The sequence below is a fragment of the Rouxiella silvae genome (assembly GCF_002093625.1).
Classification (GTDB): Bacteria; Pseudomonadota; Gammaproteobacteria; order Enterobacterales; family Enterobacteriaceae; genus Rouxiella; species Rouxiella silvae.
Genome location: NZ_MRWD01000011.1, coordinates 1 through 22,624 on the forward strand (window position 1 = coordinate 1; position 22,624 = coordinate 22,624).

19 protein-coding genes are annotated in these 22,624 nt (G+C 49.6%); 7 read left to right on the top strand and 12 right to left on the bottom strand.

Translation table 11 applies throughout. The features are described from left to right. The 3 genes from BS639_RS06210 to BS639_RS06220 form a co-directional block, all read right to left on the bottom strand. On the bottom strand, positions 1–1,452 hold a 1,452-nt coding region (locus BS639_RS06210; protein ID WP_139804048.1), incomplete at its 3' end, for a sugar porter family MFS transporter. A 322-nt stretch (positions 1,453–1,774) separates the two neighbouring features. After that, complete coding sequence (gene iolE / locus BS639_RS06215) at positions 1,775–2,671, bottom strand: myo-inosose-2 dehydratase (protein WP_055772175.1); 897 nt, start codon at positions 2,669–2,671, stop codon at positions 1,775–1,777. A 75-nt stretch (positions 2,672–2,746) separates the two neighbouring features. Beyond that, complete coding sequence (locus BS639_RS06220; protein WP_055772178.1) at positions 2,747–3,760, bottom strand: Gfo/Idh/MocA family oxidoreductase; 1,014 nt, start codon at positions 3,758–3,760, stop codon at positions 2,747–2,749. Between the two features lie 617 nt (positions 3,761–4,377). Here BS639_RS06220 and BS639_RS06225 point away from each other — a divergent pair. From BS639_RS06225 to BS639_RS24880, 3 genes are all read left to right on the top strand, one after another. Beyond that, on the top strand, positions 4,378–5,193 hold the full coding sequence (locus tag BS639_RS06225; protein ID WP_055772179.1) for a TIM barrel protein: 816 nt from the start codon (positions 4,378–4,380) through the stop codon (positions 5,191–5,193). A gap of 733 nt (positions 5,194–5,926) precedes the next feature. Continuing rightward, entirely contained in the window at positions 5,927–6,352 is a 426-nt protein-coding gene (locus BS639_RS24875; protein WP_158086922.1) for a hypothetical protein, read from the top strand. A gap of 141 nt (positions 6,353–6,493) precedes the next feature. Continuing rightward, entirely contained in the window at positions 6,494–6,817 is a 324-nt protein-coding gene (locus BS639_RS24880) for a hypothetical protein (RefSeq protein ID WP_158086923.1), read from the top strand. A gap of 93 nt (positions 6,818–6,910) precedes the next feature. On the opposite strand, the gene BS639_RS06235 is transcribed toward BS639_RS24880, so the two are convergent. Together BS639_RS06235 and BS639_RS06240 are read right to left on the bottom strand one after the other, a co-directional pair. Beyond that, on the bottom strand, positions 6,911–7,249 hold the full coding sequence (locus BS639_RS06235) for a YebG family protein (protein WP_084982561.1): 339 nt from the start codon (positions 7,247–7,249) through the stop codon (positions 6,911–6,913). A gap of 240 nt (positions 7,250–7,489) precedes the next feature. Then, positions 7,490–8,125: a TetR/AcrR family transcriptional regulator gene (locus BS639_RS06240; protein WP_084982563.1), complete on the bottom strand. Its 636-nt coding sequence runs from the start codon at positions 8,123–8,125 to the stop codon at positions 7,490–7,492. Between the two features lie 86 nt (positions 8,126–8,211). Between BS639_RS06240 and BS639_RS06245 the strand changes: the two genes are divergently transcribed. Both BS639_RS06245 and BS639_RS06250 read left to right on the top strand, forming a co-directional pair. Then, positions 8,212–9,072 carry an aldo/keto reductase family oxidoreductase gene (locus BS639_RS06245; RefSeq protein WP_084982564.1) on the top strand — a complete coding sequence of 287 codons (861 nt, stop codon included), beginning with the start codon at positions 8,212–8,214 and terminating at the stop codon, positions 9,070–9,072. A gap of 123 nt (positions 9,073–9,195) precedes the next feature. Further along, a complete protein-coding gene (locus BS639_RS06250) occupies positions 9,196–10,080 on the top strand; it encodes a helix-turn-helix domain-containing protein (RefSeq protein WP_084982629.1) in 885 nt (294 codons plus the stop codon). Between the two features lie 43 nt (positions 10,081–10,123). Here BS639_RS06250 and adhP read toward each other — a convergent pair whose 3' ends face one another. Then, on the bottom strand, positions 10,124–11,149 hold the full coding sequence (gene adhP / locus BS639_RS06255; protein WP_055772196.1) for an alcohol dehydrogenase AdhP: 1,026 nt from the start codon (positions 11,147–11,149) through the stop codon (positions 10,124–10,126). A gap of 25 nt (positions 11,150–11,174) precedes the next feature. After that, a complete protein-coding gene (exaC, locus tag BS639_RS06260) occupies positions 11,175–12,695 on the bottom strand; it encodes an acetaldehyde dehydrogenase ExaC (RefSeq protein WP_055772199.1) in 1,521 nt (506 codons plus the stop codon). 292 nt (positions 12,696–12,987) lie between these two features. On the opposite strand from exaC, the gene BS639_RS06265 reads away from it, so the two are divergent. Then, entirely contained in the window at positions 12,988–14,769 is a 1,782-nt protein-coding gene (locus BS639_RS06265; RefSeq protein ID WP_084982566.1) for a sigma-54-dependent Fis family transcriptional regulator, read from the top strand. Between the two features lie 81 nt (positions 14,770–14,850). Here the strand turns inward: BS639_RS06265 and BS639_RS06270 are convergent, their stop codons facing one another. After that, the gene (locus tag BS639_RS06270; protein ID WP_055772205.1) at positions 14,851–16,188 is read right to left on the bottom strand and encodes an ABC transporter ATP-binding protein; all 1,338 of its coding nucleotides are present in this window, start codon (positions 16,186–16,188) and stop codon (positions 14,851–14,853) included. 12 nt (positions 16,189–16,200) lie between these two features. Next, a complete protein-coding gene (locus BS639_RS06275; RefSeq protein ID WP_055772208.1) occupies positions 16,201–17,937 on the bottom strand; it encodes an ABC transporter permease in 1,737 nt (578 codons plus the stop codon). 236 nt (positions 17,938–18,173) lie between these two features. Between BS639_RS06275 and BS639_RS06280 the strand changes: the two genes are divergently transcribed. Beyond that, on the top strand, positions 18,174–20,051 hold the full coding sequence (locus BS639_RS06280) for a potassium transporter Kup (protein ID WP_084982567.1): 1,878 nt from the start codon (positions 18,174–18,176) through the stop codon (positions 20,049–20,051). A gap of 90 nt (positions 20,052–20,141) precedes the next feature. Here BS639_RS06280 and BS639_RS06285 read toward each other — a convergent pair whose 3' ends face one another. The 3 genes from BS639_RS06285 to BS639_RS06295 form a co-directional block, all read right to left on the bottom strand. Then, complete coding sequence (locus BS639_RS06285) at positions 20,142–20,708, bottom strand: glycine zipper family protein (protein WP_055772214.1); 567 nt, start codon at positions 20,706–20,708, stop codon at positions 20,142–20,144. A gap of 39 nt (positions 20,709–20,747) precedes the next feature. Continuing rightward, positions 20,748–21,080: a hypothetical protein gene (locus tag BS639_RS06290; RefSeq protein ID WP_055772218.1), complete on the bottom strand. Its 333-nt coding sequence runs from the start codon at positions 21,078–21,080 to the stop codon at positions 20,748–20,750. Positions 21,081–21,295: 215 nt separating this feature from the next. After that, positions 21,296–22,615, bottom strand: a complete 1,320-nt coding sequence (locus tag BS639_RS06295; RefSeq protein WP_084982569.1) for a PQQ-dependent sugar dehydrogenase — start codon at positions 22,613–22,615, stop codon at positions 21,296–21,298. Between the last annotated feature and the right edge of the window lie 9 nt (positions 22,616–22,624).

Below are 22,624 nucleotides of genomic sequence, written 5' to 3' on the forward strand. Positions count from 1 at the left end.
CTCTTTTGGCTTGTTGTTACTATACTTCGCATGAAAGTAGTGTTCTATTTGTTCCAGACTGCGGCCGCGCGTTTCCGGGATGCAGCGGATGACGAATATCGCGCCACCAATACCAATAATACCAAAGATAAAGAAAGCACCCGACAGACCGAAGTAAGTCAGTAAAAGTGGAAATGCCATAGATATTATGAAGTTAGCTATCCACAACGCAAAGACCGCGCCACCCATGCAGATCCCACGCATCCGTGTTGGGAAAATTTCCGACAGCAGTAACCACGTTACCGGCGACAGAGCTCCCTGTTGGAAGCTTAGGAAAACCAACATGCCGCCTAAAACCATATAACAACGGAGAAGATTGACATCCCCATTCGCGTGAAACTCGGGCATCAGATAACAAATCAGGCCAATCAAGAATAAACAAACCGTACACCCCATTTGGCCTATCAATACAAGTGGACGCCGCCCGACACGTCCCACCATCCAGATACCCACAAAGGTCATTAATACCGATATAACGCCGTTTGCAATAGTAGCAAATAAGGCAGCATCAGTGCTAAGACCCACGGTTTTGAGTACGGTGGGAGCATAATACATAATGGTATTAACGCCAGTAAGCTGCTGAATAGCCGCAATACCGATACCCAAAATGAACAGTTTCTTTAACCAAGGTTCAGCTAAATCACGCAATTTTGCTTTGCCCTGTGCACGGTTCACTTCGATGGTTTCCTCAATCTCCGTCATCTCCCATTCAACATCTTCCTTGGCACGGGTGCGCTCAAGCACTCGGCGAGCCTCGGCGAAGCGGCCTTTCATCGCATACCAACGCGGTGTATCCGGCATAAACATCATCCCGACCCACAGCAATACAGCTGGGATAGTCGCGATGGCAAGCATCCATCGCCAAGTGTTATCTCCGCCCCATATTTCGTGGAAAGTCGCATTAGTGATATAGGCTAGCATTTGGCCTGAAACTATCATCAGCTCTTGCATTGTCACTAATTGACCACGCCTGTTGGCTGGCGCAATTTCAGCAATATATACCGGTACAGTGGCGGCCGCGCCGCCCACGGCTAAACCTAGAACCAGGCGAAAGAATATCATCCAATTGACATCGGGAGCCAAGGCGGTGCCAATCGCACCGACGGCGAAAATAATCGCCAAGAGAATAATGATTTTTTTACGACCCGCGCTGTCGGCTAAGTGCCCTGCGGCCAGGGCGCCAAACGCTGCGCCAAACAACAAAGAACTGGTGACTAAGCCGGTAGTAAAGGGAGTAAGATGTAATTCCTTTCCCATAAAAAGGAGTGCGCCAGATATCACGCCGGTGTCGTAGCCAAAAAGCAGGCCACCCAGTGTTGAGATAATGGCTATGACCTTAACGAAGGGTTCCGTCTTGGTTTTGCTGTTGGGTCCGGATGCCGAATTTTTTGTTATAAATTGTTCATGTTCCATGTTAACTCCAATGCTCGTTTAGACCCTGTCAAAGGGGCATTTTGTAGGTAAGAGAAAATTGGTGACCACAAATCAAAAACGCTACATCGATTGGGAATTTATTTATCATTTATCTAAGGTTAAAATTTCCCGTGTTTATTTATGAAGCAAGTCAATAATCTCTATCAGCGAATACATTGCATTTAGCTTTTGCAGAAGCTATTTGAAATAGATGGATGAACTGAATAAAATACTTTCTACTGCGTCAGTGCTTAAAACCCTACAGGGCAAATTATTTACCCTGCAGAAGTCGTAAAAATTAACTCATCTACAGTACGTGGCGTTAAATACCGGCGACTTCACGAATGTAGCGACGTGCTTTAACGGCATATTCAAAGGGATCTGCTTTTGCGGGATCCTGTTCTGCTTCCACGACAATCCAGCCTTCATAGCCAAAATCTTCCAGCAGTTTGAAGACCGGTTTGAAGTCAATAACGCCGTCGCCCGGCACGGTAAACGTCCCTTTTTTTACGCCATCAAGAAAACTAAGCTTGTGTGCGTGCACCTCTTTAACGACAGTATCGCGAACATCTTTAAGATGAACGTGGTTAATGCGTGGCAGGTGTTTTTTCAATATTTGCAGCATTGCATCCTGCGAGCCCTCGGAATAGTAGGCATGTCCGGTGTCGTAGAGTAAATAAACATCGTCATCTACAATATCCATGAAATAATCAATCTCTTTAGCGGTCTGAATACCGGTGCCCATGTGGTGATGCAGGCCGACAGTCATCCCTTTTTCAGCAGCGAGATCGGCTAATTCGTTATAACCTTCTGCGACCAATCGCCATTCACTGTCGGTAAAAATGGGGCGCCCCTCTAATACAGGCCGTGGCGTGCCTTGGGTGCTACGCGACTGCTCGGAACAACCAATAACTTTCGCGCCCATAGCATGAAGAAAGTCGCGATGAACAATAAACGCGTCAATGGTGTTGCTTTTCTCACCATCAGCAAAAAAAGTACTGAACCATGCATTACATATTTGAATACCTCGTATATCCAACTGTGGTTTCAGGATACGAGGATCGCGTGGATATTTACTGCCGACTTCACTCCCTGTGAAGCCAGCCAACGCCATTTCACTGACAGTTTGCTGGAATGTATTTTCTTTACCTAAATCAGGCATGTCGTCATTCGTCCAGCCGATGGGGGCAATGCCAAGTCTGACCTTATTTTTGTCCATAATAAATGTACCTTGAACACAGAAATTATCGGGTAGTAGGGCGTTAGCCATTTTCAAACAATTTTATTCGGCTGCTTAGCGTTCATAAAACGCAGGACGCGGTGGCAAAGAAATATTCACCACGCCCGGATTGTTTTGCGCAGCGACGCAAGCATCTGCCGCTACAGAGGCGGCATATCCGTCCCAGGCAGAAGGCCCCGTCAATTCTCCATTAATGACACCATTGATAAAGTCTTGAAGTTCGGCGTCATAAGCATCAATAAAGCGGTCTTTCCAGTCAGTAAGGATGGCATTCGAACGTTTAGCCTGGCTGCGTAACAACACACTGGCAGGTTCTGGCAAACTGGCGATTCCTTTCTCGCCAACAACTTCGGTTTGAATGTCATAGCCGTACTGGCAATTGACGAAAATCTCCACATCAATACGGACGCCTTTTACTGTTTCCAGTAGAACGATTTGTGGATCGCGTAATTTGGCGTGAGTATTAATGGTGGCGCGCGGATAGATAACCTGCGCGGAAGCATAATCATCATCTATCAGCCACCGCAATACACTCAGTTCGTGGATTAAGGTATTCGTAATGGCCATGTCAGTGGTGTAACTGTCATCAACGTTCGGGTTGCGGTGCGCACAATGGAGCATGAGTGGTTGGCCAATCTCACCGCTGTCGATCACCTTTTTTAATGCCTTGTATCCCTGATCATAAGGTCGCATAAAACCTGTCTGAACCAGACGACGGCCAAAGTTCATTTCTGCATCGACGATGCGTTTACAACCGGCGGCGGTCACGGCCAACGGTTTCTCGCAAAATACCGGTTTACCTGCTGCGATGGCTGCTAAAACAAATTCTTCATGGGTGGGGTCCCAGGAAGTAACCAGCAGTGCGTCGACATTGGCTGCATTAATCACTTCTTTTCCATCCGACAGCACTTCAGCATCCAAACCTAATCGTTTTACCGCATCGGCAGCACCTTTGAGGTTGATATCGGAAACGGCGACCACCTTTGCCCCTTGCAATACATGGCTACAGCGGCGGATATGCTCCTGACCAATGGCACCTGTACCAATTACTCCTAATTTCAGCGTCATACTCTCTCCTGTAACTCATGATTTCTTAAGTTTTGGATTCTCAAACAGACCTTAACCCGCAGGCCGTGTTGCACAGATACCTCACACCGGACAGTGATTTTTCCTAAAAGCCACTCCGTATGAAATCTACGCTCCACAAAATACTAGCTCAAAACTTAAATTCCATTCTGAGGTGAAGATCATATCTTGAGAATTATTTTTAAGAATTGTTCTCGTTAAGGTGCTTTCTGCAATAAAAATGGGTGTTGAGAGCGAATGAATCGATTTGCCAAGCTTGATACGGCTTGGCGCTCCCGTAAGAACGTGACGGTACTGGCAGGTTTTGGGGGAAGGGCGGTACGCTCCAATGCTGAGAAATCATCAAAATAAATTTTCATGAACCAGATCTAAAAATAAACATTTCGCAATTCACTTTTATTGAAATAAATGTTTCCATTCATCATGATCGAGCGCCGTGGGACAGAATCTCGTCTACTTAACTTGATTATTGAGTTAACAGTCAATTTCCTTGCAGCAATTGGCGGACATAGATAACCCACTGGATGAAAAAGTGGCATGCAATTGTCTGAGCACGGGAGTTGTATCATCCGTTCTGAAAATGGGTCAGAGGTCTCAGTATGTACATTGATCACAATAGGTTTTGTATTAATCGTAAAATTGCACCCAATCTATCTATCGAACAATTTTTTAAGTTAGTTAATCGTTGCGGTATAAATAAAGTCGAATTACGTAACGATATGCCGAGCGGCAAGGTAACGGACGATCTGAGTGCTTTGCAGGTTAACTCGCTTGCCGATAAATACGGCCAAGAGATCATGACTATCAATGCCATATATCCATTTAATCAGATAACGGCGCCTCTACTGGAAAAAACGGAGGAATTACTGAAGGAGGCAAGGTCCTTAGGTGCCAAGTCATTGGTGCTATGTCCTCTGAATGACAATACGAGGATTCCGTTTGAAGAAACAGTGATTGCCCTGCAAACTTTAGCGCCATTATTTGAAAAATACGGTGTTGAAGGTTTAGTGGAACCGTTGGGTTTTCCGGGGAGTTCACTTCGTTCAGCGGTACAGTCTCAAGCTCTGATCCGTGATGCACAGGTACCGTTCAAAATTGTTCTGGATACTTTCCATCATTATTTATTCGTTGAAGATGAAGCCGATTTTGAGACCACAATCGATATTGAGCTTATAGGTTTGGTGCATTTGTCCGGTGTAGAAGACGGGAGAATCAAAGCAACCTTGAGTGATGAGGAACGCGTAATGCTTACTACTCTCGACCGAATGAAAAACGTCGAGCAGGTTAAGCGTCTAGAGAAATTAGGCTATCAAGGCATCTATTCCTTTGAGCCGTTTTCTTCGGTGCTTGCCGGATGGGGGGAGGAAGATATTGAGAGAGAAATCCACGCAAGTATTGCGCTATTGAATGATTAACCCATCGTAAATGAAATATTTGATTAACGGCCATCGCTAAGAGAAGAACCACGGTGGTCGTTAACAACATGGCTGATTTGTGGTGATGGGGAGGACCGCAATGAACGAATAAATCAATACAGAAGTTCGAGGGCCAACCACGCAAAAAACCACGTTTCTTGCCCACATTATTATTATTGACGCCTGCGTTGGCGAAAAATCAGAAAACAAAGGTATGGATAAAAACTCAAAGCGCTCAGGGATACTGGTAGATTTAAGTACCGATTGGCGGGACTGCTGAATGATTCTTTTGCCAGAGATGCCGTAGACGCTTTTATTGAAGGCGGCGTATGATACTGGAGTGCTGGTAATGGTTGGCGGATATGTTGTCATCAAAGCAAATTGACGAGGAAAACGGTAATGCTCAAAAGACTACGATTACTGGCCATGTGAGATTGAACGCTGGAAAGCAAAACCGTCAAACATGAGGGTGAGGAGAGGAAGAAAGAACAAGGGGTCTGATAGATAGACAGCCTGGTGCGCAGCCAATGATGTCATTTAACATAATATACATTATGCGCACCTAAGTGACGATACGTTGATTCTGAGGTTTTGGCTTTCCTGTTTGGTTGCTATTCAATGCCAGCACTGTGGTCTAGGCCTCTGACTTATTTCGTCCATCTCGATTATCATCACAAAGCTACCTGACAGACTCTTTCTATCCGGTAGCTTCGAAAAGACTAAACGCTATTCAGTGGGCGCTGTTGTTGCGGCCGGCGTTGTTGTTGCGGCCGGCGTTGTTGTTGTTTCAGGCGTGGACGTTGTCGGTGTTGAAGAAGTTGGCGTTGTGCTAGATTCCGATGTCGTTGAAGTCGCCGCTGGCGTAGTCGTTGACGTGGCGTTTGTCGCCGGAGTTGTTGTCGTTGCTGGTGTTGTTGTCGTTGCAGGCGTTACTGGTGTCGCTGTTGATGCAGGACTTGTCGTCGTTGATGCGCCTGACGTTGTTGTCCCTGTTGTCGCCGGAGTCGCTATCGACGTTGGTACGGAAGGAACCGTGGTTGTTGCAGGCGCAGTCGGGGTTGCCGGTGCTGCTGCGGCGGCTGGCGCGGCCGGGGTATTAAACATTACCTTGGTCGACGGGCGCACTGAGAACTTAGGTGTCGTATCCGTAACAGAATAATTTACGTGCTGTTCAATCGTGGGTGCTGTTGTGATTTCCACTCCAGGGATTGTTACACGCCCTACCATAGAACGCGCATAACCGCCGATTTGATGTTTGCCGGCGCTGACGTGCAGCTCAACAGTTTGGCCAATAGCCAGAATGCCGGCATCGGTACCGTCTACGGTTACATACACCGGCGCACCGTCATCTGCCAATGCTGGAACATGGGTAACTGTTACCACCGTTGGCCCGGAAGAGAAATCTGCAACGTTCGCTTTGGCCGGAGTTAAGGCAGCGCTTGCGGCCGTTTTGGCCGCTGACGTTGCAGCAGTAATCTTTGCACAACCGGTCAGCGTCAGTGCTGCGGTGATGGCAATCAGTGTGAAACGGTTAATCATGTTGCGACGTCTTCCTATCGTATGTTTTTGTGACCCGGCTAACATCATAACTGATAAAGATATTGAGATGAATGTCATGCTGTAAATCTTGACCAAAACCAGACAGTTCACCGCTCTAAATAACAAAAAGCCCGCTATTTAGACCGCAGGCTTAAACAATGTGCTCATCAAAAAACGGTTAAGCGGCTTTAACTGCGCGGATTTTTTGGTCGTTACCGACTTCATCTGCGTCCGATTTTTCAGACGCTTCAACCTCGGAAGCGATCTCACCGCCCTTCACTTCCGGCAATTTGCTGGTTCGAAGGATATGCTGGACGGTTTCCTTTTGCTCGGCGAGCAGCAGTGCCATGCTCTCGGCCTGTGACTCTTCGAGAGCCAGGCCGCTCTGCATTAGCCAATCGGTGAAGGTTTCTGCCATATCAAGCATTTTGTCGTAGGCATCCGCTTCTTTCTTGCTGGCAAATGTCATTTTCTCTTCACCTTTTCTGACCACAACGAATTTTGTTTCAACAGCCATGATTGACTCCTTATACTGTAATTATATACAGTATATCAGCGTTTAGACATTATTGCCACCGGCGAGGCCTATAGATTTTGATCGCGCTACGTGAATTCTGTGCCATCCGTTGAGCCATTGCCTTCCAGATTTTTCATTTCACACATCCTTTTTAGTTCATTTATTGCACTAAGCTTAAAATTCTGTGCAACAATAAAGCAGCAAAGAGGCACAGAGGTGTCAAATAAGTGACATTGTCACTTAGCGTGGGTTCCCTGCCCGCTCTAAATATCCGAGACATAGCGACTCAAGTTGCTCGCCAAAAGCGCGAATAGTTTCTGGCTGCGGCTGGCTTTCTAGCAATAAACGTATTGGCCCCACCAGTGCGCCTGAAAACATGAAGGCAGTTGTCTTAAGATCGTCGAAGTGGACATCAGTAGCCGTTTCTAACATGGCTTCCAGCCTGGCGCGATTACGAGTCTCTATCTCTCTAACATAGTCGCGGGAGTCGAGTTCTCCGGCTACGGAATACAGCGCCGAGGCCTGAAGCACGTTTTCCGTTTTAGCGGCCATAAAAGCGCTAACAACAATATTTACCATCGTCGACAACGGCAGGTTATGCGCTGATTGGGTCGCGAGTTCCATCGTCTCCGACATCATTTCCAGATGGCGCTGCAATACAGCAAACAGCAGCGCCTGCTTTTGAGGGAAATATTGATAAAGGGTGCCAACGGAAACGCCTGCCCGTTCTGCGACGCGAATCGTCGTTAAACGTTGTAAACCGTCAGACAGTAAAACCTGAATAGTGGCTTCAAAAATCGCGTCAACGGTCATCTGCGATCGCACCTGCTGCGGCTGTTTACGCGGGTTCAGCCCCTTTCCATTATCGATAACCATATGCGAATTCACAATCTGAACAATTATTCATATTCTAGTTAAGCACGTTAACGCTACGCAAACAATGTTCCATAAGGGGTTTATTAATGACTAATGCAACGCACGCGGGTACTTTTAAACTGGGTGACACCACGGTGACGCGTATGGGCTATGGAGCAATGCAACTGGCTGGCCCTCATGTTTTTGGCCCCCCAAAAGACCGCGATGCGGCAGTGGCGGTGCTTCGTGCCGCCGTTGAGAACGGTATAACACATATCGATACCAGTGATTTTTATGGCCCGCACGTAACTAATCAAATTATTCGCGAGGCGCTTTATCCCTATTCTGATGAGCTGACCATTGTCACTAAGGTCGGTGCACGCCGCGGTAGCGACGGCTCCTGGAACGTCGCATCATCACCTGCCGAGCTTGAGTCAGCCGTGCATGACAACCTTCGAAATCTTAATCTCGACGTACTGGATGTGGTGAATTTACGCATTATGTTTAATGTAGGTGCACCTTCTGAAGGCGATATTGAAGAGCCTTTATCTGCGCTGGCGAACTTACAGGCCAAAGGATTGATTCGTCATATTGGGCTGAGCAATGTCACCGCGCGTCAGGTTGAGCAAGGCCGCAGCATTACCCGCATTGCATGTGTGCAGAACATGTATAATCTTGCGCATCGCAAAGACGATGCGCTGCTTGATTCACTCGCCGCTGACGGTATAGCCTATGTGCCGTTTTTCCCACTCGGCGGTTTTACTCCGTTGCAGACGGACGCACTGAGCCACGCCGCAGCAGTCTGTGAGGCTACGCCAATGCAGGTTGCCCTTGCCTGGTTATTGAAGCGATCCCCCAACATTTTACTCATCCCGGGAACCTCGTCCGTAGAGCATCTTAAGCAAAATATTGAAAGTGTTAAGCTTGAATTACCGACCGAGGTGTTGGAGTCTTTGAATAAAATTTGAAGTGAAAAACGAGTTTGATGTCCAATAGAACCCCAGCAGGGATGCTATCATCGACGGGTGCGAAAATTAGTGGGACCGTTAGTGATTAAAAGTGTCTATTTGCAGCATATTCAGGAGATTAATTTGCAGGACGAACTGACGTTAGATTTTCATGACGAACTGATCAAAGCCATGGTTTATTGGATTGAAGCCAATTTGAGCGACCGTTTGACCATGGAAAAGGCCTCAAAAAAAACCGGCTACTCTCGCTGGTATCTTCAGCGTTTGTTTAAAAGTAAAACAGGTTATGTGCTTGGCAAATACATCCGTGATCGGCGTTTGACGATGGCGGCTATTGCACTGCGCCTTACTGACATGACAATACTCGAGATTTCAGATTACTTTTCTTTTGATTCCCAGCAAACATTTACTCGAACCTTTAAAAAGAATTTTGACGAAACGCCCGGTAATTATCGCCGTAACGCCTCGTGGACGATGAACGGGATTATGCCACCACTGGCGCTGAAGGCGTTTCCTCAACCGGAATATGAGTTTGTAGAGTTGCCTGCGATGGCTTTTGTCGGTACAACAGAGACCTATGTTTACCCTTTTGATGCATTGTATAACAGCCAATATCACGTACATCATGAGGCACTATCACGCTATCTAACGACGTCTGAAGCACTGTCTGAGACCGTCTGGGGCTTGTCAGATATCTATCCTGATAGTGACGACACAATGCCAAATGCCTTGCAGTTTAAGTACATTGTTGGCCAACAGGTCAGTTTAAAACATCGTCATAACATTAAGGTGCCGGCAAGCAAGTATATGAAGATAAAGTATACGCACGAACTGAGCCGTATTAATGATTTTATACTCTACGTATATTCTGCGTTGCTTCCAACGTTAGACTTGAAGTTCATCATGCAGCCCGATCTGGAAAAATTCTCTCCCGAACTTCGCCTTAATGGCATTACCTGTGAATACTATATTCCTTTGGAAAACGTAAACACCGGCCGCACAGACTAGAAAGCACGGCCGGTCTGGTTAACGTAATTTACGGATGAAAGGCTTACAGCGCCAAATCAACCACAATGCGGCCTTCAATTTTACCGGCATGCATCCGAGCAAAAATATCGTTAATGTTACTCAGTGGCTCAACGGCGATGGTTGCCGCTACTTTATGTTTTCCGGCGAAATCGAGTGCTTCCTGTAGGTCTTTTCGCGTACCGACAATCGAGCCACGAACGGTAATGCCATCCAGCACCATATTGAAGATTGAAAGGTCAAAGGTGCCTGGCGGTAGGCCATTCAATACCATGGTGCCGCCTCGACGCATCGTGCCAATTGCCTGCTCAAACGCCTTTGGCGATACTGCGGTGACCAGTACACCGTGTGCGCCGCCAAACGCTTCATGAAACACTTTGGCCGGATCGACATTTTTGGCATTAGCCACCACAGTGGCACCCAAACTTTTAGCAAAGGCCAGTTTATCGTCGTCAATATCGACTGCCGCCACGTTGAGCCCCATCGCCACGGCGTACTGTACGGCCATGTGGCCCAGTCCGCCAATACCCGAAATGACCACCCAGTCACCCGGCTTAGTTTCGGTCATTTTCAGACCTTTGTAGACGGTAACGCCTGCACAAAGAATCGGGGCAATCTCGTTGAAACCAATGTTATCGGGTAAGATCCCAACATAGTTTGCATCTGCCAGGCAGTATTCGGCAAAACTTCCGTTAACAGAATAGCCAGCGTTTTGCTGCGAATGGCACAGGGTTTCCCAACTGTCCAGACAGTGTTCGCAGTGGCCACAGGCGGAGTACAGCCAGGGAACGCCCACCCGATCGCCCTCCTTTATGTGCTTTACCCCTTCCCCAACGGCTACCACGTAACCCACTCCCTCATGGCCAGGAATAAACGGCGGCTGAGGTTTCACCGGCCAGTCACCCTCGGCCGCATGAAGATCCGTATGGCATACGCCGGTGGCAACAATTTTCACTAACAGCTGGCCTGGTCCCACTTCAGGGATCGGAACTTGTTCAATCACTAAAGGTTCACCAAACGCTTTTACTACTGCGGCTTTCATCGTTTTCATCTTTCACTCCTTAAAAGGAAACGGTTTAGAACAGTCCTAACGGTGACGTGTCGTAACTCACGAGCAGGTTTTTGGTTTGCTGATACTGATTCAACGCCATTTTATGTGTTTCACGGCCTACGCCAGACTGCTTGTAGCCGCCAAATGCCGCATGCGCCGGATAGATGTGATAACAGTTGGTCCAAACTCGGCCCGCTTTGATGCTGCGCCCCATGCGATAGGCCAGATTACTGTCGCGCGTCCACACGCCTGCACCCAATCCAAACTGTGTCTGATTAGCAATCGACAGCGCTTCTGCCTCATCTTTAAAGGTGGTTACACCAATAACCGGCCCAAAAATTTCTTCCTGGAAGCAGCGCATCAGGTTGTCGCCCTTGATGAGCGTTGGCTGAATGTAATAGCCGTTGTCCAGCTCGGCCGAGATATTCGCGCGATTTCCTCCGGTAAGTATCTGCCCCCCTTCCTGTTTTGCGATATCAATATAGGAAAGGATTTTGTCGAACTGCTGGCGTGAAGCCTGAGCACCAATCATGGTGTCGGTATCGAGCGGATCGCCACGGCGGATGGTGGCGACTTTTGCCATAACCCTTTCCATAAACGGTGCGTAAATTGACTCATGAATAAGTGCACGTGACGGACAGGTGCAAACCTCGCCCTGATTAAAGAAGCCGAGCACCAGTCCTTCAACCGCTTTCTCGACAAATTCAGGTTCTGCATCCATCACGTCGGCAAAATAGATGTTCGGTGATTTACCGCCCAGCTCAACGGTGCAGGGAATGATATTTTCCGCGGCGCAGGCCATGATGTGACGACCCACCGGAGTAGATCCCGTGAAGGCGATTTTAGCGATACGTTTACTGGTTGCCAGCGCTTCACCGGCTTCTTTACCAAAGCCCTGAACCACGTTTAACACGCCCGCAGGGAAAAGATCGCCGACCAGTTCAAGCAACAGGGTAATACCAAACGGTGTCTGTTCAGCCGGTTTTAAAACCACACAGTTACCCGCTGCCAGCGCAGGTGCGAGCTTCCACGCGGCCATCAACAGCGGGAAGTTCCAGGGAATAATTTGCCCCACCACGCCTAAAGGCTCATGGAAGTGATAGGCCACGGTTTTTTCGTCAATCTCCGCTGCACTGCCTTCTTGAGCGCGGAGGCAACCGGCAAAATAACGGAAGTGATCGACGGCCAGCGGCAGGTCGGCATTCAGCGTTTCGCGAATCGGTTTACCGTTGTCCCAACTTTCGGCTACGGCGAGATATTCAAGATTGGCTTCAATGCGGTCGGCCAGTTGCAGCAGCAGATTTGAGCGATATTGAACACTGGTTTTCCCCCATGCCTCTGCGGCTTGGTGGGCGGCATCCAGAGCGGCATTGATATCCCGCGCGTCGGAGCGCGGAAACTGTCCAATATCACTGCCATCGACCGGCGACGTATTCATAAAGTACTGACCGCTTAGCGGTTCGACGAATTTGCCACCGATATAGTTGCCATAGGTTGATTTCAATGAAACCAGTGCATTCGGTGTACCGGGATGTGCATAACGCATAGCAAACTCCTTATTTTTTGTAGGGTATCTCTTATAGAGATGGGCAACCGCACAGCTTTCTGTTCACGCACCGTTTTGTGGTTGCATTATTGTTAATGCAGTCACCGTGCCAGCTTTGATTGCTGTCGAAAGCCTAAATAAAAACTCATTACTATCAATAAATTAAAGTATATTGCCATTCTGATATTGAGGTTGATTTTGAAATAATTCTCTATCTGTGTTGCAAATCGCAACACCTTGAAAACTGAGAAGCTACAATATTGCAACACTCTATGCAGCCTTGAGGTTACCCATGCAGGGAAATTCGTCAGCCGCCGATAACGCCACCAACGTGACCAGTCCGATACTCAGTGACTCCTGGTTTCGTAGTGAACTTTATGGCCTCGACCGTATGGCCGATGACTTTCCACGCATCCGCCAAGGTGAACTTGCCGACCTGCTTGCTAATAACGCAGCATTACAGCAGTTCGCCCAACCAGCAGTAAAAACACTGGCCGAAAAAATCGCCGACAAACAGTCGGTGGTTATTCTTTCGGACGCCAGCGGACTGGTGCTCAACACCTTTGGCGACATGCAGGCCCTGCAAAAAGCCCAACGTTTTGCTCTTGCTCCAGGAAATTTATGGAGTGAATGCGGCCGCGGTACCAATGCCATTGGCACCGCGCTCGCTATCGACGACAGCTGTGAAATCTATGGCAATCAGCACTACTTAACCAGCAATCAAGGCCTTTACTGTGCCGCTATTCCCCTGCAAACCCCCAACGGCCAAATTGCCGGCGTGCTTGATATTTCAGGCCCGGCGCAGTTTCCGCATCCCAATACGCTGGCGTGGGTGAAAGAAGCGGCTAAAAATATCGAATATTTGTGGATGAAGCAGAGCCTGCACCGCGATCAGTGGCTGATGAGCCTGCATCAACAGGTGCAAGGGCTTGATAAAGCAGAAGAGTTATTGCTGATATTTTCTGATAACATTCTCATGGCGGCTAATCGCAGCGCCATGCGTGAGTTAGGACTAGGCGCCGAAAAATTTGGATTAATGACTTTCCAGCATCTCTTCCCACAGAATGAGCAAGTTGAAAATAACGTCCCGCAAACGCTGGTCACCTCTCGTTATCAGACTTATTATTTTCGCCTGCGGGCACCTGCCCGACACCACTTTCCCTCTTCTGCCGTCAACACGCCGGACCTTAGCTACGCCCTGCGCAACGACACAAAAAAAATGGTGCGACTGCTCGATGCCGGAATATCGCTGTGCATTTTGGGCGAGACCGGATGTGGTAAAGAGTACGTCAGTCGAGCGCTGCATCAGCAGAGCCGTTGGCGTCAGGGCAAGTTTATTGCCATTAACTGTGCGGCCATTCCTGAATCGCTGATTGAGTCGGAGCTGTTCGGTTATCAGGCTGGCGCGTTTACCGGCGCCAGTAAAAATGGCTACATTGGCAAAATTCGCGAAGCGGACGGTGGCGTGCTGTTTCTGGATGAAATTGGCGATATGCCTCTATCGATGCAAACGCGTCTATTGCGTGTTTTGCAGGAGAAAGAGGTTGCGCCGCTGGGTTCAAGCCGGAGCTGGCCGGTCAATTTTGCGGTAGTTTGCGCCACCCATAGGGATCTTGCCCAACGCGTGGCCGACGGCGAGTTTAGAGAAGATTTGCTTTATCGCCTGCGGGAGTTTGCATTGACTATTCCGCCACTGCGCGAATGGCCAGCACTTCCTGTTTTCATTTTACAGCTTTGGCAGGAGCTCGGGGGTAACGCGCGGGGTATTCGCCTTGCTCCGGCTTTAATTGAAGGACTAGCAAAGCATCCGTGGCCGGGAAATGTGCGTCAACTGCGCAGCTTGCTTAAGGTTTTACTGGCTTTGGCCGACGATAATGAGTGTCTCAACTGCAACGCCCTTCCCGCTGATTATCAGCCGAAAGACGTTCAGCCGATTGCCGAACTTCACCAGCACGATGAGAGATTGATTGCGAAAACGCTTCAAAAATTTAACGGAAATATCAGCAAAACGGCGCAGGCGTTGGGTATTGCGCGCAGCACCCTTTATCGTCGTGCGGCGCGTGGCACACGGTAGAAAAATCTTTAAACAGTCGGCCTTAATTAGGTCAGAGTAATGTGGGGACATTTCGCCCCACATTATGATGACCGGGTTTAATTAAAACTCGACGTCTTCGAGGCTGAAATATTCTGTCTGGTCATTATAGGAGAATATTTCTGCGTAACGCCCCCAGTTAACCACCGTATCCAACGTCTCTTGTGCCGCACTGTCCGATAAGAAGTCTTCAAGCTCCTGTTCAAAACGCACACGCGGTGCACGGTGGCCCGGTCGTTCGTCAAGCACGGATTTAATCAACGCCGCGAGCGGCACATAGCGCAGCAAATGTTCGGCAAACATCACTTTTCGCTGTTGAGTATCAGACTCGGCAAAAATGCGCGCCTGCGCCGTGAGGAAAATGTCCCCTTCACGCACGTCGGCAAAACCCAGAAACTGCAAAACTTCAGCAATCGGGAAAAGATCGTCCACCTCAAGATGCAGCGTGCGGGCAATATCCGGCATGTCTGCCCTGCCATGATAAGGTTCGCCCGCCAGCGTTTCGGTGAGACCGGCAATCAGGTTAGTTGAAACGTGCGGCAGACGTGTCCCCAGCTTTAAGTCTTTTTTAAGCGTATCACTGGCAGGGCGTGCGGTCATTTTTGCATACACATCATCAACCAGGCGTCGGAACACCGGGTCGAGGCGATTGCGCGGATGCGGGAATGGCACTTTTATTTCCGCCACCACGCGGCCAGGATTTGAAGAAAGCACCAATATTCTGTCGCACATGAATACTGCTTCTTCAATATTGTGTGTCACGATCAGCACCGATTTAATCGGCATCTGTCCGTCATTCCACAGGTCAAGCAAGTCGGTGCGCAGCGTTTCAGCGGTTAATACATCCAGCGCGGAAAACGGTTCGTCCATCAATAACAGCGTGGGGTCAACTACCAGAGCGCGGGCAAAACCGACGCGCTGGCGCATTCCACCGGACAGTTCTCGCGGATAGGCGTTTTCAAAACCATCGAGACCGATAAGGTCAATGGCTGCCAATGCGCGCGTTCTCCTCTGAGCTGCGGCTACGCCCAAGGCTTCAAGCCCTGCCTCTACGTTTTGCAATACGGTTAACCACGGGAAAAGCGCAAAGGTCTGAAACACCATTGCCACGCCTTTTGCCGGCCCTTTTAACGGTTCACCGAGATACTCCACGTCGCCAGAACCTGGCGTAATCAACCCTGAAATAATGCGCAGCAGAGTGGATTTTCCCGAGCCGGAACGCCCCAGCAGGCCAACAATCTCGCCTTCGTGTAGCGTCAGGTTCACGTCATCAAGGATAAGCACTTCACTGTGTGCCTTGTCAAAACCGTGGTTAACGTTTTTAACGGCTAAAATCTCTTTGCGCCCTTCTGATTTTTTGCACGATGCCTCAGAGTTAAACGTTTTTTGATGTTCTTGCATAAGACAGGGTCCTTAATCGGCACGGAATCTTGATTCGGCATAAGCATAAAGGGGTCGCCACAGCAGGCGGTTAAATAGCGTGACAAACAGGGCCATAACGGCAATACCGAGAATGATTTTCGGGAAATCACCGGCTGCCGTCGTTTGTGCGATATAGGCACCCAGGCCGTGCGCCGTGACCTTGGTGTCGCCCCATTGCACAAACTCTGAAACGATACTGGCGTTCCATGCACCGCCAGAAGCAGTAATAGCGCCCGTGATGTAGTACGGAAAAATGCCAGGCAGCATCACCTGTCGCCACCACTGCCAGCCGCGAATATGGAAATTTGCCGCTGCTTCACGATAGTCGTTAGGAAACGCCGTGGTACCCGCCACTACGTTAAATAATATGTACCACTGCGTGCCTAACACGATGAGCGGTGAGAGCCAAATATCCGGATTAAGGTGAAAGTGAACGATGGTAATCACGAACGCCGGGAACAATAAGTTGGCCGGAAATGCCGCCAAGAATTGCGCAATAGGCTGCACTTTTCCCGCCAGCCCCGGCCGCATACCAATCATCACCCCCAGAGGTACCCAAATCAGTGAAGAGATGAGGATTAGCACGCTAACCCGCAGCAGGGTGATCAGCCCAAGTATCAGCACGTGTCCGACATCACCAAACGTTACGCCGGTTTGCACAAAAGCTATCACTCGGTAGGCAATATAAACCGTCAGCAGAATGATGAATGCCGACCATAGCGTGTCCCCCAGCCGAGACATTTTTTTGGCCTCCGCTGCGGGCCGCGATGATTTTAGGGTCGGCAGGCGCAGCGGAATTCTGGCAAGCATCGACAGCAGTACACCAAAAGGCGTCAAAAGTTGATGAATCAAACGAGTATGGCGCATCAGATTCAACAGCCATGAAGTAGGCGCATTGGCCGAACTGGTGTTCTCCATGCGGAACTTATCGGCCCAGGCAACCAAAGGCCTGAAAAGCAGCTGATCGTAGGCCAGGATCACGACGGTCATGGTTAACAGAACCCACCCTACAGCGTGAATATTCTTGCTCAAAATAGCCTGAGCCAGATAACCGCCGATGCCCGGAAGCGTAAAGGTGTTATTGCCTACAGTAATCGCTTCGGAAGCGACGATAAAGAACCACCCTCCTGACATCGACATCATCATGTTCCAAATGAGCCCGGGTACGGCAAAGGGAACATCTAGCTTCCAGAATCGCTGCCAGGCGGTGAGATGGAAACCGCGCGAGACCTCAATCAAATCGCGCGGGACGGTGCGCATCGACTGATAGAAACTGAAGGTCATATTCCAGGCTTGACTGGTGAAAAGTGCGAAAATCGCCGCCATTTCAACGCCCAGCACTCGGCCAGGAAACAGCGCAATGAAAAAGGTTACGGTGAAGGAGATATAACCTAACACCGGCACCGACTGCAGGATATCCAGGATTGGAACCAGCACTTTTTCAGCACGTCGGCTTTTCGCCGCCAGCGTGCCGTAGACCAGCGTAAATAACAGCGCCGCCACCATCGCAACCAGCATGCGCAGCGTGGTTCGCAGGGCATATTCGGGAAGATTAGACGGGTCCAGCGAAATAGCCTGAGTTTTTAAACTCGCGATTGGCATCAGCGTTTGATGAAAGCCTACCGCAGCCATTGCAATCAGGCCAATGATGAGAGGAAAAGCCACGCCATCCCAAAGATTTGGCATCAGACGCCAGTTTGCGGCATTAACATTAAAGCGAAAGTTCATAAACCCTCTCATGAAATCATCGGGGTGATAAATATAGGCGCCATTATTCAACAGTTTTATTAAACGTATGCTCACTACAACGCGCTGATCACCTTAATTTGATAAAAGAGTTTTAATTTATCGTCTCACAAATATGTGACTATTCTGATTATAGCTATCCTTTGCTTTAACATCGGGATAAAAGCCTTCACATGGCGCATTAAATCCCTGAAATAGAACCTTTTGAGGTATGAACAATGTCCGGTGACAACGTAACGCAAGAACAGGCCCCCGCCAGCAATAAACTGTTGGCTTTGGGTGCGTTGGGCGTAGTATTTGGCGATATAGGGACCAGCCCGCTGTATACCCTGAAAACTGTTCTTTTTTTATCGGGTGACAGTCCTACGCCAGCGGTGATCCTTGGACTGCTGTCGCTTATTTTTTGGACGCTGGTCATCGTAACATCAATAAAGTATGCGCTGTTTGCCATGAAAATGGACAACAGCGGCGAAGGCGGAATACTGGCCCTGATGTCGCTGCTTGTGGATAAGAAAAAATGCCGTCCGTGGGTTATTTTTGCCGGACTGTTTGGCGCTGCGCTGATTTACGGTGATGGGGCGATCACCCCGGCTATCTCCGTGCTTTCCGCGTTGGAAGGCATGAACATGATCCTGCCCGAATCCAAGCCCTACATCGTTCCGGCCACCGTGGTGATTTTAGTCTTACTTTTTGGTTTTCAATCCGTCGGCACTGGACGCATTGGCAAGCTATTTGGCCCGATTATGGCGCTGTGGTTTATCGTTATTGGCGCGCTGGGGATTTGGGGCATTGTCCAGCATCCTGCGGTGTTGTTAGCGCTCAACCCGGTCTATGGCATTCATTTTTTATTCTCACACGGATTCAGTAGTTTTCTGGTGTTAGGGGGCGTCTTTCTCTGCGTAACCGGTGCGGAAGCACTGTATGCCGATATGGGCCACTTCGGCCGCCGCCCAATCTGGATTGCCTGGTTCGGGTTAGCCTTTCCTAGCCTGTTGCTCAACTATGCCGGTCAGGCCGCGCTAATACTCTCAGGCGCCGACGTGACGCAGAATATTTTCTATCGACTCTGTCCGACGCCCCTGCTCATTCCGTTGGTCATTTTAGCCACCGTGGCCACCATTATCGCCAGTCAGGCCATTATCAGCGGCGCGTTTTCAATGACACGACAGGCGATTCAGCTGGGATGGTTGCCGCGACTGCGAATCAAGCAAACGTCGGCAGAGAGTTATGGGCAAATTTATATCGGTGTTATTAACTGGCTGCTGATGATTGCGACACTGTTTCTTACCGTGACTTTTGAGTCTTCCGACCGATTAGCCGCCGCCTACGGCATTGCGGTTTCATTCACCATGGTGATGACAACTGGGTTGCTATTTGTTTCGATGCGGGAAATATGGCGCTGGGGACTCCCCGCCAGTCTGCTGGCCGCCGGAATATTTATGGTGGTCGATATGAGTTTCCTGATAGCCAATATGGTCAAAATACTTGAGGGCGGTTATATCCCTATCCTCTTGGCGCTGGTGATTTATGCAGTAATGACCGTTTGGCACCGCGGTGTGGAAACCGCATCGCGAATTATTCATGAGAAAACTGTGCCAATAAACGACTACATGGCCGAGATTGAGCGTAACAAAATCCCTCGTGTACCCGGTACCGCAGTGTTCCTCACCCGTTCAACCGGCACGCCAACGGTGATGAGGTGGCACGTTACGCGAAATGGCTCTCTGCACGAGCAGGTCGTGACGCTCAATATTCATATCAATAATATTCCCCGCGTTGCCTCGGGAGACCGGCTTGAAATCCGCGAGATAGCGCCCAATTTCTGGCACATCATCGCGCACTACGGCTTTATCGAACAGCCAGACATCTCAAACCTGTTTGCTTATCAGGGGATCCAAAAGCTGGGACTGGATAATGAAAATATGACCTTTTATGTCGGACACGAAACAATCGTCAAACGCGAAGGTAAAGGACGTTTACCTGTTTGGCAGCGACTTATCTTTTCGATGATGGTGCGTAACAGCGTACATGTTACCGATCATTATCATTTACCCAGCGATCGTGTGGTTGAGATAAGCCGACAGGTAGCCGTTTAATGAAAAACCCAGGAACAGGCAGCTGCATGCGGCCTAACTCCTGGGTTATCTACTTTTACTGAAGCGTTATTGTTGCCATTGCGGAACAGTTTAAGGCGTGTAGTCCGGTGGCATGCCAGATTCATGTGATGGCGTGTAATCAGGGGGGACGCTCGTACCGCCCTGTTCATTGTAGTCTGGCGGCACCTCTTCAAAGGTCGTAGGCGCTACATATCCCGCAGGCATCGGCACTTTGTTACCTTTGGCATACATGCACTGAACATAGACGCTGTTATAACGCCGCTGTATGTCATCATTACTTTGCATTGATGAACCGTTACCCATCGCACTTCCAATCAACAGACCCGAACCCGCACCTATTAATGCTCCCGGCCCCGCATGACCCGACGCAGCACCTAAAAGTGCGCCACCGGCGGCACCGATAAGCGTGCCACCTACGGCAGTATTCACCGCGCTATCGTTGGCCCGCTGAGAAGCGCGCCCCAAATTGTTTCTGGCATAAATTTGACAGCTTGCATCGTCGTTGGCGAACTGCTCATAGCTTTTACCGGTTCCCGGAAGTGCCGTAACGTCAGGACCGGTTGGCGGACTCACGCATCCCGCCAGAAGTAAGGCACTCAGTGCAACGGCCGCAGGTGCACACGCATAAAATTTCATCTTATATGACCTCGATTGCAGCAAATTTCACACGGTTTATTAGTGCGGTGCCACTTTCAACCAACCTGACGGGCAGCGCGGAACCTGAGGATAATACCCCTCTGGCCTGCGGCAGTAGTATGAGACGACTGGCGCCGGTTTTTCGACATAAACCCTAGGTGCCGGAGGGGTAACATAAACTACCGGCGGTGGGCCGACGTAGCGCGGCGGTCCCCAATAGTAAGGATCCGGTCCCCAGTAAGGACCAACACCGACCACCACCCTCGGGCCGCCCCAACCTCGGTGGTAATAGCCCCAGGCAAAGGCCGATTGACTTGCGCCCAGGCCCAATAACAAACTGGCACAAACGCCAAATAACATGAGTTTTTTCATCACAGACCTTCGAATGCAGAGACAAGATTGACTGAATCTACTATACGCCGGAGGCCGCTGACTGTTAGGGAGGGAGTGGTAAAACATTCGTAAAATTGAAGCACCAATAATGGAGAGATTGTTTGAATAAATGTCATTGGTGGGAAGTCGGTAATGAAAAATGCCTGCCGCTAATGTCAGTCGGCAGGCATGAGGATATCGCGAAGGCCGTATTTCTAGTTTTTCGCGGCGGTTACCCGCCAAACGGTATTGCCGGCGTCGTCAGCAATGAGCAGGCCGCCCTGCTTGTCCATCGCCAGCCCGACCGGCAGACCGCGAACCTGTTTCTGGTCGTCGGTGAGGAATCCGGTCACCACTGGTTTTGGCTGACCGACCGGCTTGCCGTCCTTAAAGGCTACATACACCACCTGATAGCCGTTCAACGGTTTACGGTTCCAACTGCCGTGCTCACTGATAAACGCCCCGCCGCGATATTCGACCGGTAAATTATCGCCGGTGTAAAACCACAGTCCGAGCGGCGCAACGTGTGAACTCAGCGCATAGTCAGGTTTGATGGCCTTTGCGACCCAGTCTGGGCGCTGAGGACGTACGCGCTGGTCAACGTGCTGGCCGTAATAACTGTACGGCCAGCCGTAAAACGCATGCTCCTGCACTGAGGTCATATAGTCTGGCACCAAGTCAGCGCCGATTTCGTCACGTTCGTTTACCACCGCCCAAAGCTTGCCAGACTGAGGCTCCCACTGAAGGCCGGTCGGGTTGCGCAGTCCGCTGGCATAAATACGGCTTGCGCCCGTCGCGACGTCAACCTCAAGCACGTCGGCACGTCGATATTCCGCCCCAATACCATTTTCAGTAATATTACTGTTTGAACCTACCCCCACGTAAAGCTTGCTGCCGTCGGGGCTGGCGAGCAGTGATTTGGTCCAATGATGATTAATCGGTCCGCCCGGCAGGTCGGTCAACTGGGTGCCAGAGTCGGTGATTTTTGTTTCACCGCTTTGATAATGATATTTCATCAGGCTGTCGGCGTTGGCGACGTAAAGCTCGTTACCAATCAGTTGCACGCCAAACGGCGAGTGCAGATTTTCGAGGAAAATGTGTTTTTCCCAGGTTTTGCCATCACCGTTGGCGTTTCTCAACAGCGTGATGCGGTTGCCGCCGGGGCCGCCCTTGCCCGAGGCTTTTTGCACCATACCCATGATTAACTCTTTAGGTTTACTGATAACGCCTGGAGGGCTGTTGGCCTCGACCACCAAAACATCGCCATTAGGCAGCACGGTTATTTGCCGTGGATGCATCAATCCATCGGCGACTTTTTCAATTTTCAATCCGTCGGCGACCTTCGGCATTTCACCGCTTTTCCAGGCTGTGCCGCTGGGAACCTGCATCGGTGGCAGCAGGAAGTTTTTAGCAGCGGGCAATACTGGGTCGCTGCCAATTTGCTGTTCGGGGGATATTTTTGCCGAGTCGTCACAGCCGACAAGCAGCAGCGGCAATGTGACCGCCAGTGCGGAAAGTGCATAATGTTTTTTCATAACGCTTCT